Source organism: Burkholderia sp. Ax-1720 (genome assembly GCF_011753035.1).
GTDB lineage: Bacteria > Pseudomonadota > Gammaproteobacteria > Burkholderiales > Burkholderiaceae > Burkholderia > Burkholderia gladioli.
The window spans coordinates 1-9516 of record NZ_VWWK01000222.1 but is presented as its reverse complement, the minus strand read 5'-3'; the positions used below and the strand labels follow the sequence as shown (position 1 = coordinate 9516).

Here is a 9516-nt window from a genome sequence, read left to right as displayed (position 1 = left end):
GCGATGTGCTGGTCGATTACGAAGAGAAGGTATTCGAGGACGTGAAGGCGGAGCCGGGCGAGAAGGCGCTGGTGACCTTCCACACGGTCGCCTTCGAAGGTTCGATCGGCTTCGTCAACCTGCTGCAGGCCACGCGGCTGCAGCGCAAGGGTTTCGAGACCTCGGTGCTGCTGTACGGCCCCGGCGTGACGCTGGGCCTGCAGCGCGGCTTCCCCACGCTCGGCGACGAGGCCTTCCCCGGCCACCTGAACTTCAACAAGCAACTGCTGAAGTTCATGGAGGAGGGCGGCAAGGTCTATGCATGCCGCTTCGCGCTGCAGGCCCTCTATGGCCACGGCGAGGCCTCGCTGATCGAGGGCATCCGCCCGATCAACCCGCTCGACGTGCTCGACCTGCAGCTGCTCCACCGCAAGGAAGACGCGCTGATCATCCACACCTGGACCGTCTGAGCCACGCGCGGGAGCCAGCATGAGCGACAAATCCGTGATTCGCGCTGCCGCCGCCCAGATCGCTCCCGATCTGGCGCGCGCCGCCGCGACGCTCGACAAGGTCTGCGCGGCGATCGACGAGGCCGCCGCCAAGGGCGTGCAGCTGATCGTGTTCCCGGAAACCTTCGTGCCGTATTACCCGTATTTCTCCTTCGTGCGCCCGCCGGTGGCTTCCGGCGCCGAGCACATGCGGCTCTACGAGGAGGCGGTGGTGGTGCCGGGGCCGGTCACCGAGGCGGTGGCCGAGCGCGCGCGGCGGCACGGCATGGTGGTGGTGCTCGGCGTCAACGAGCGCGACCACGGCAGCCTCTACAACACCCAGCTGGTGTTCGACGCCGACGGCAGCCTGCTGCTCAAGCGCCGCAAGCTCACGCCCACCTTCCACGAGCGGATGATCTGGGGGCAGGGCGACGCGGCCGGGCTCAGGGTGGTCGACACGGCGGTTGGCCGCGTCGGCGCGCTGGCCTGCTGGGAGCACTACAACCCGCTGGCGCGCTACGTGCTGATGGCGCAGCACGAGCAGATCCATTGCGCGCAGTTCCCGGGCTCGCTGGTCGGGCCGATCTTCGCCGAGCAGATCGACGTGACGATCCGCCATCACGCGCTCGAATCGGGCTGCTTCGTGGTCAATGCCACCGGCTGGCTCAGCGATGCGCAGATCGAGTCGATCACGCCCGACCCGGGCCTGCAGAAGGCGCTGCGCGGCGGCTGCCACAGCGCCATCGTCTCGCCCGAGGGCCAGCACCTGGCCGAGCCGCTGCGCGAGGGCGAGGGCCTGGTGATCGCCGACCTCGACCTGTCGCTGATCACCAAGCGCAAGCGGATGATGGATTCGGTCGGCCATTACGCGCGGCCCGAGCTGCTCAGCCTCGCCATCAACGACCGGCCCGCCATGCCCGTCACGGCCATGGCGCCGGCTTATCCCTTCCCCGCAGGAGCTGTCGATGAACGCCATCGCGAAACCGTCGGTGCAGAGCCGGCAACTGATCACTGAGCTGCAATCGGTCGGGCTGCGCCTGGTCGACCCGAAGGCCGGCGTCGCGAGCCGCCGCGGCGGCGCCGGGCCCTCGGACCACAAGGCCGTGACGGTCGACGGCGTGACCGTGATGGTGCCGGTGCATACCAGCACCGCCTGGGATTCGCCCTACGTGGCGGGCGCGCCGGACGCGCTCGGCGCCAGCACGCTCACGCGCGGCAGCATCCCGATTGCCGAGATCCGCTTTCCGGCGCAGCCGCGCTTCTACGCGCTGCAGACGCTCGACGGCGTGCCCTATTCGCAGATCGCCACCCTGCACGGCGCCGACGTGCTGGCCACCACGGTGCTGCAGACCTGCATCCGCTACGAGAGCCGCCGCAAGATGTGCCAGTTCTGCTCGATCGGGCAGTCGCTGGCGGCGGGGCGCACCATCGCGCGCAAGACGCCCGAGCAACTGGCGGAAGTGGCGCGCGCGGCGGTGCTGCTCGACGGCGTGAAGCACATGGTGCTGACCACCGGCACGCCGGCCGCGAGCGATCGCGGCGCCAGCATCCTGTGCGACAGCGCCTTCGCGATCCGTGCCGCCGTCGACCTGCCGATCCAAGGCCAGTGCGAGCCGCCCGACGACGACGCCTGGTTCGCGCGCATGAAGGCCAGCGGCATCGACACGCTCGGCATGCACCTGGAGGCCGTCACGCCGGCGGTGCGCGAGCGGATCATGCCGGGCAAGGCCAGCGTGCCGCTGTCGCGCTACCTCGACGCCTTCGACGCGGCGGTGGCGGTGTTCGGGCGCGGGCAGGTCAGCACCTACATCCTGGCCGGGCTCGGCGACACGCCCGAGGCGATCCTGGCGATGTCCGAGGACCTGATCGCGCGCGGCGTCTATCCCTTCGTGGTGCCCTTCGTGCCGATCAGCGGCACGCCGCTGGAGAGCCATCCCGCGCCGTCGCCGACCTTCATGCGCGAGGTGCTGGCGCCGCTCGGCGCGATGCTGGGCGCGGCGGGGCTGCGCTCGGCCGACATCAAGGCCGGCTGCGGGAAATGCGGCGCCTGCTCGTCGCTGTCGACCTACGAGGCCTGAGCATGGATTGCGACGCGATGTGGGAGAGCGGCGCGGCGCTGGCCTACCGGCCCGCCGAATACCGGATCAAGTGGGCGGCGCTGCCCTGGGAGATCGGGGAGGCCTACCGGCTGCGCCGCGCGGTGTTCTGCGTCGAGCAGGGCGTGTTCGTCGGCGACGATCGCGACGAGGCCGACGAGCGCGCGCAGTTGCTGGTGGCCGTGAGCGGCTGCGCGGGCCTGCCCGACCAGGTGGTGGGCACGGTGCGCATCCACGAAACGGCGCCGGGCATCTGGCTCGGCTCGCGGCTGGCGGTGCATGCCGCGTTCCGCAATCATGGCCGCATCGGCACCACCCTGATCGGGCTCGCGGTGAGCAGCGCGCACGCGCTGGGCTGCCGCGAGTTCCACGCGCACGTGCAGGTGCAGAACGTGCCGCTGTTCGAGCGCCTGCACTGGCGCTCGCTCGGCGAGGAGATGCTGCACGGGCGCCTGCATCACCGCATGCTGGCCGATCTCGCTCACTATCCGCCCTGCGCCACGCCATACGCGGGTTTCGTGATGCCGGCGGGAGGCGCGCGATGAGCCTCGCCGAGCGGATCGCCGGGCTGCGCGCCAGCCGCGGTTTCGCGCACAAGACCGATATCGCGGGCGTGGTCGGCGCGCTGGCGCGGGCCCTGCCGAACGGCGCGGCCGATCTCGCGCAGGCGGTCGCGGTGGGCGACGATTGCGCGGCGATCGCCGATGGCGACGGCTACCTGCTGTTCGCGATCGAGGGGCTGGTGGCCGACTTCGTCGAGGCCATGCCCTGGTTCGCCGGCTACAGCGGCGTGATGGTCAACCTCAGCGATATTTATGCGATGGGTGGCCGGCCGATCGCGGTGGTCGATGCGCTCTGGAGCGAGGGGCTCGAGGCCGCGCGCGCCGTGCTCGACGGCATGGCCGCCGCCTCGACCGCCTACGGCGTGCCGATCGTCGGCGGCCACAGCAACGCGCGCGCCGGCAGCGCGCAGCTCGCGGTGGCGGTGCTAGGCCGTGCGCGCCGGCTGCTGTCGAGCTTCGCGGCGCGCCCCGGCGACCGGCTGCTGATGGCCGTCGACCTGCGTGGGCGCTTCGAGGATCCCTATCCGTTCTGGAACGCCTCGGTGGGTGCACCGGGCGCGCGGCTGCGCGGCGACCTGGAACTGCTGCCGGTGCTGGCCGAGGACGGCCTGTGCGAGGCCGCCAAGGACATCAGCATGGCGGGCCTGCTGGGCACCGCGCTGATGTTGCTGGAGGCCTCGCAGGTCGGCGCGCGTATCGATCTGGACGCGGTGCCGCGTCCCGAGGACGTCGATTTCGATCGCTGGCTCGGCGCCTTTCCCAGCTACGGCTTCCTGCTGTCGGTGCGCGAGGCGCGGGTGGCGCAGGTGGTCGAGCGCTTCGTCGCGCGCGGCCTGGCCTGCGCGCCGATCGGCGTGGTCGACGCGTCGCGCGAGCTGGTGCTCGCCGAAGGCGGCGAATCCGGGCGCCTGTGGGACCTGCGCGAGACGCCCTTCATCGGCGCCGCGCCGGGAGCGGCGCGATGAGCGCGGCGCGCCTGCGGATCGGGCTGTTCACGCATTCGGTGAATCCGCGCGGCGGCGTGGTCCATACGCTGGAACTGGCGCGCGCGCTCGGCGCGGCCGGGCACGAGGTCAGCGTGGTGGCGCCGGCCGAACCGGGCGAGCGGATGTTCCGCCGCGACGGCGAAGGCGAGGCCTATCGCGTGGTGCTGGCGCACACGCCGGCGAAGGCTGCCGATACGGTGTCGATGGTGGCCACGCGGATCGCCGCGATCCGTGCCGCCTTCGATCGCCGCGAGCTGGCCCGCTTCGACGTGCTGCACGCGCAGGACAGCATCAGCGGCAACGCGCTGGCCGAATGGAAGGCCGAAGGCGCGATCCCGGGTTTCCTGCGCACCGTCCATCATCTCGATACCTTCGCCGATCCGCGCCTGGCCGCCTGGCAGCGGCGCGCCTGGCGCGATGCCGATCGCGTGCTGTGCGTGAGCGCGGCATGGACCGCGCAGATGCGCGACGAACACGATGTGGCGGCCTTGCAGGTGGCCAATGGCGTCGATGTCGAGCGCTTCGGCAGCGCCAACAGGGCCGATATCGATGCGATACGCCGGCGCTTCGGCCTGCGCGAGGCGGGGCCGATCGTGCTGGCGATCGGCGGTATCGAGGCGCGCAAGAACACGCGCGCCCTGCTCGAAGCCTTCGCGCTGCTGCGGCGCGCGCAACCGGGCATGCAGCTGGTGATCGCCGGCGGCGCGAGCCTGCTCGACCACGATGCCTATACACGCGGCTTCGTCGCGCGCGCGGCCGAGCTGGGTTTGAAGATCGGCGCCGGCGAGGCGGTGGTGGCGACGGGTACGCTCGACGACACGCAGATCGTCGCGCTGCTGCATGCGGCCGACGTGGTGTCGATGGTCTCGCTGCGCGAGGGCTTCGGGCTGGTGGTGCTCGAGGCGCTGGCGGCGCGGCGGCCGGTGGTGGTGTCGCGCATCGCGCCCTTCACCGAGCATCTCGACGCGCGTACCGCCGTGTGGTCCGACCCCGGCGAGCCGGCCTCGATCGCCGCCGCGCTGCGCGACGCGCTCGACGGCCAGCGGCTGCCCGATTTCCGCGAGGCGGTGCCGGCGCTGCTGGCGCGCTTCGGCTGGGCCGCCAGCGCGGCCGCCCATCTGGCGATCTATCGGGACTGGCTGCGAGCGCGCCAGCGCGAGCCGGCCGTCGAACTCGCCGATCCTCCCCTCATCACCGCACAACAGGAAACCTGATCATGCCCGTCATGCACTTCCGGGTCCGCTGGCCCGATGCCACGGAAACGCGCTGCTATTCGCCGTCCACCGTCGTCGCCGACTACTTCACGCCCGGCAGCGAGTACCCGCTCGACGACTTCGTCGCGCGCTCGCGTGAATCGCTCGGGATCGCCTCGGAGCGGGTGCGCGCCAAGTTCGGCTTCGCCTGCTCGGCCGCGATGGACGAGCTCGCCCGCATCGAGGCGCTGGCCGAGCGCTTCGGCCAGCAGGCCGAGGCCAGCGTGACCGTGCTCGCGCTCGAATGAACCGGCCGCCCGTGCCCGGAACCCGGTCCGCCTATCTTCAGGAGCCCAAACATGTCGACTTCCGCGATTTCCGATAACGCCTCGTCCACCCCGCCCGAGGCGATTCCGCATTACCCCGTGCTGGTCGTCGGCGGCGGCCAGGCGGGGCTGTCGATCAGCTACTACCTGAAGCAGGCCGGCATCGAGCACCTGGTGTTCGAGAAGGAAACCGTCACGCACGGCTGGCGGCGGCAGCGCTGGGACGCGTTCTGCCTGGTCACGCCGAACTGGCAGTGCCAACTGCCGGGCCATCCCTATCGCGGCGACGATCCGCACGGCTTCATGACCCGCGACGAGATCATCGACTACCTCGACGGCTTCGTCGCGATGGTCGACGCGCCGGTGCTGGAGCACACCGGCGTGCTGCGCGTGACGCGCGAGGAAGACGGCCGCTACCGGGTGCTCACCACGCGCGGCGCCTACACGGCCGACCAGGTGGTGGTGGCCTCGGGCGGCTATCACACGCCGATCGTGCCGCGCCTGGCCGAGCGGCTGCCGGCCTCGATCGCGCAGATCCAGTCCTCGGCCTATCGCAACGCGGCGGCGCTGCCCGAGGGCGGGGTGCTGGTGGTCGGCTCTGGGCAGTCGGGCGCGCAGATCGCCGAGGACCTGCACCTGGCCGGGCGGCGCGTGACGCTCGCGGTTGGCGACGCGCCGCGCTGCGCGCGCTTCTATCGCGGTCGCGACGTGGTCGACTGGCTGGCCGACATGCACTACTACGAGATGCCGGTCGAGAAGCATCCACTGCGCGAGGGCGTGCGCGACAACACCAATCACTACGTGACGGGGCGCGACGGCGGCCGCGACATCGACCTGCGCCGTTTCGCGACCGAGGGCATGGAGCTGTATGGCCGCCTCGACGACTATCGCGACGGCGCGCTGCGTTTCGCGACCAACCTGGGCGAGTGCCTGGATCGCGCCGACGAGACCTACAACGGCATCAACGCCAGCATCGACGCCTTCATCGCCAAGCAGGGCATCGCGGCGCCACCGCCGACGCGCTACGAAGCGAACTGGCGCCCGGCCGCCGAGCGCGCGGCGCTGCACCTGGCCGATAGCGGGATCGCCGCGATCGTCTGGTGCATCGGCTTCACGCCCGACTTCGGCTGGATCGACGTGCCGGTGTTCAACGGCCGCGGCTACCCGGCCCATCGGCGCGGCGTGACCGAGGCGCCGGGGCTCTACTTCGTCGGCCTGCCCTGGCTGCATACCTGGGGATCGGGACGCTTCTCGGGCATCGCGCGCGATGCGGAGTACCTGGTGGCGCGGATCGCCGGGGTGACGGGCACGGCGACCGACGCGGCGCGGGTGGTGGCCGAGGGCGTGACGGCCTGAGTTGGCGGCGCGGGCGAGGTGGGGCGGGGCGGGCGAGGCGGGGCGGCGGGCTGTAACGGAAGGAAATATTTTTCGGCGACGGGTTTCGCTTCGATCCGGTGTTCAATCCTCCAATCAGCGCTCCCAGGGCCACCATCGATGCTCCGAACCTCCCCGTATCGTCTTCGTGCCGGTCTCGTGGTCGCTTTCGTGTCGGCCACGCTCGCCGCGCTGGCGCAGCCGCCCGGCGACGCGTCGGCGCGCCGGCAGGCCACCCGGCTCGATGCGCCGGTCAAGGCCGTCGCGCCGCAGCGGCTGCATATCGACACGGCCCAGGGCAGCGGCGAGCTGCCCGTTTATGCGAACCGCGATCTCGAGGCGCCCGCGCCCGACGTCACGCGCGTGCTGATCGTGCTGCACGGCACGCTCAGGAATGCCGACGTCTATGAAGCCACGGGACAGCAGGTGATCGCGCAGGCGGGAGAGGCCGGCAAGCACGTGCTGGTGGTCGCGCCGCAGTTCCTGACGCGCGCGGATGCGCGGGCCTTCGACTTGCCGCCACAGACGCTGGCCTGGTCCCAGCGCGGCTGGAAGGCCGGCGAGGCGGCGCGCCAGCCGGCGCCGCTCGGATCGATGGCGGTGCTCGACGCGCTGCTGGCGCGCTTCGCCGATCGCCGGCGCTATCCGGCGCTGGGCAGCGTGGTGGTGGCGGGGCATTCGGCCGGCGCGCAACTGCTGCAGCGCTACGCGGTGGTCGGCCATGGCGACGAGGCGCTCGCCAGGCTGGGCGTGGCGGTTCGCTACGTGGTGGCGAACCCGTCCAGCTACCTCTATTTCGACGATCGGCGGCCGGCTGCCGCGTCGGCGCCGCCGGCGGATTGCGAAGGCGTGAACCGCTGGAAATACGGCTTCGACGGCGCGCCGCCCTATGTGACGGCGCAGGGCAAGGCCGATTTCGAGCGCCGTTACGTGGCGCGCGACGTGGTTTACCTGCTCGGCACGGCCGACACGGATCCCGCCACGCACTTCATCGATCGCTCCTGCGCGGCGATGGCCCAGGGACCGAACCGGCTCGCGCGCGGGTTGGCTTATTTCGACTACCTGCGCGCGCGGCATCCTTCCGACTTTGCGCAGACGCTGGTGGAGGTGCCCGGCGTCGGCCACGACAACCTGCGCATGTTCACCTCCGAATGCGGCAGGGCGGTCCTGCTGGGGCAGCCGATTCCGGCTTCCTGCCCGGCGATGGGCGGGCAGGGTTGAAGCGCGATTGCCGGGACGGTCATCCCGGCTTGCGTCAGGCGGATGGCGCCGTCGCGTCCGCCGCGTCCGCCGTCGTGCCGTCTTCCCCCTCGCGCCGATAGGGCGCGTCCCGCCTGGCATCGCCCTGGTAGAAGGCCGGGAAGCGCGCCAACTGGCGCCGCGCATCCTCGGGCGCGACGCCCTCGGCCAGCACCGCGCTGGAAAAACCGGTGCGCTGCATCAGCATCAACTGGTCGGCCAGCACCTCGCCGGTGGCGCGCAGGTCGCCGCGAAAGCCGAGCCGGCGCCGCAGCAGATAGGCCTGGCTGTAGGCGCGGCCATCGGTGAAGCTCGGGAAATGCAGCTCCACGCGGCCCGCCTTGGCGATCGCCTCGGCCTGCTCGATCACGTCGGCATCGTTGGCCAGCGCGAGCACCTCGCCGTTCGCGTCGCCGCCCTGGGCCGCGTGTTCCGCTGCCGTCAGCAGCAGGAGTGGATCGGGTGCGTTCATGCGGCAGGTGCCTCCTCGACGATGCGCGCGGCATCGGCCGCCGCCTTGAACGGTTCGAGGCCGACGCGCGCGACGGTCTCGGCGAAGGTTTCGCGGCGGCCTTCATTGCCGGTGGCCGCCGCACTTGGCAGGCGCAACCCGAGATAGGCCGACAGCACCGCGTCGATCACGTCCGGCACCTCGCGCGCCGAGAACGACGGGCCGATCACCTTGCCGGCGCGCGCCTGGCCGCCGCGCGCGGAGCCGTCGGCGCCGCCCAGTGTGAGCTGGTACCACTCGCGGCCGTCCTTGTCGACGCCGAGGATGCCGATATGGCCGCTGTGATGATGGCCGCAGGAATTGATGCAGCCGCTGATATGCAGGTCGATCTCGCCGAGATCCTCCAGCTCGTCGAGATCCTGGTAGCGCTCGGCGATCGCATCGGCGATCGGCAGCGAGCGCGCATTGGCCAGCGCGCAGAAATCGCCGCCGGGGCAGGCGATCATGTCGGTCAGCAGGTGCACGTTGGCGCTGGCCAGGCCCTCGGCGCGCGCCGCTTCCCACAGCGCCAGCAGGTCGTCGGCGTGCACCCAGGGCAGCACCACGTTCTGCGCATGCGTGACGCGCGCCTCGCCGGCGGAGAAACGGTCGACCAGGCCGGCGACGCGCTCGAGCTGGTCGGCCGAGGCGTCGCCGGGCGCCTGCAGGGTGCGCTTGAAGGACAGCGTGACGATGCGCAGCGCCGGATCCCGATGCGCGGCGACGTTGCGCGCCAGCCAGCCGGCCAGCGCGGGCGTGCGCGCGGCCGCCTCGGCCAGCCG

General features: G+C 71.5%; 11 protein-coding genes. 9 read left to right on the top strand and 2 right to left on the bottom strand.

What is annotated here, in order from left to right; translation table 11 throughout:
• The first annotated feature begins 5 nt into the window (after positions 1 to 5).
• The 9 genes from F3J18_RS33065 (at position 6) to F3J18_RS33025 (ending at position 8226) form a co-directional block, all read left to right on the top strand.
• Entirely contained in the window at positions 6 to 449 is a 444-nt protein-coding gene (locus F3J18_RS33065) for an MSMEG_0572/Sll0783 family nitrogen starvation response protein (RefSeq protein WP_166916319.1), read from the top strand.
• Between the two features lie 19 nt (positions 450 to 468).
• A complete protein-coding gene (locus tag F3J18_RS33060; protein WP_166916317.1) occupies positions 469 to 1482 on the top strand; it encodes a Nit6803 family nitrilase in 1014 nt (337 codons plus the stop codon).
• Complete coding sequence (locus tag F3J18_RS33055) at positions 1433 to 2545, top strand: MSMEG_0568 family radical SAM protein (protein ID WP_166916315.1); 1113 nt, start codon at positions 1433 to 1435, stop codon at positions 2543 to 2545. Before F3J18_RS33060 ends, F3J18_RS33055 begins: the two co-directional genes overlap by 50 nt.
• A 2-nt stretch (positions 2546 to 2547) precedes the next feature.
• Positions 2548 to 3108, top strand: a complete 561-nt coding sequence (locus tag F3J18_RS33050) for an MSMEG_0567/Sll0786 family nitrogen starvation N-acetyltransferase (RefSeq protein ID WP_166916312.1) — start codon at positions 2548 to 2550, stop codon at positions 3106 to 3108.
• Positions 3105 to 4091 carry a sll0787 family AIR synthase-like protein gene (locus F3J18_RS33045; protein WP_166916310.1) on the top strand — a complete coding sequence of 329 codons (987 nt, stop codon included), beginning with the start codon at positions 3105 to 3107 and terminating at the stop codon, positions 4089 to 4091. The genes F3J18_RS33050 and F3J18_RS33045 overlap by 4 nt, the downstream gene beginning before the upstream one ends.
• Positions 4088 to 5326, top strand: coding sequence for an MSMEG_0565 family glycosyltransferase (locus tag F3J18_RS33040; RefSeq protein WP_166916308.1), 1239 nt, complete (start codon positions 4088 to 4090; stop codon positions 5324 to 5326). The genes F3J18_RS33045 and F3J18_RS33040 overlap by 4 nt, the downstream gene beginning before the upstream one ends.
• A 2-nt stretch (positions 5327 to 5328) precedes the next feature.
• Entirely contained in the window at positions 5329 to 5613 is a 285-nt protein-coding gene (locus F3J18_RS33035) for an MSMEG_0570 family nitrogen starvation response protein (protein ID WP_013689255.1), read from the top strand.
• Positions 5614 to 5664: 51 nt separating this feature from the next.
• Positions 5665 to 6987, top strand: a complete 1323-nt coding sequence (locus tag F3J18_RS33030; protein WP_166916306.1) for an MSMEG_0569 family flavin-dependent oxidoreductase — start codon at positions 5665 to 5667, stop codon at positions 6985 to 6987.
• Positions 6988 to 7125: 138 nt separating this feature from the next.
• Positions 7126 to 8226 (top strand): alpha/beta hydrolase, encoded by a 1101-nt coding sequence (locus F3J18_RS33025; RefSeq protein ID WP_166916304.1) that lies wholly within the window; start codon positions 7126 to 7128, stop codon positions 8224 to 8226.
• Between the two features lie 34 nt (positions 8227 to 8260).
• On the opposite strand, the gene F3J18_RS33020 is transcribed toward F3J18_RS33025, so the two are convergent.
• Together F3J18_RS33020 and F3J18_RS33015 are read right to left on the bottom strand one after the other, a co-directional pair.
• Positions 8261 to 8716: a DUF934 domain-containing protein gene (locus tag F3J18_RS33020; protein WP_166916302.1), complete on the bottom strand. Its 456-nt coding sequence runs from the start codon at positions 8714 to 8716 to the stop codon at positions 8261 to 8263.
• Positions 8713 to 9516: nitrite/sulfite reductase (locus tag F3J18_RS33015; RefSeq protein ID WP_166916300.1), on the bottom strand; the 804-nt coding region annotated here is incomplete at its 5' end. The genes F3J18_RS33020 and F3J18_RS33015, both read right to left, overlap by 4 nt.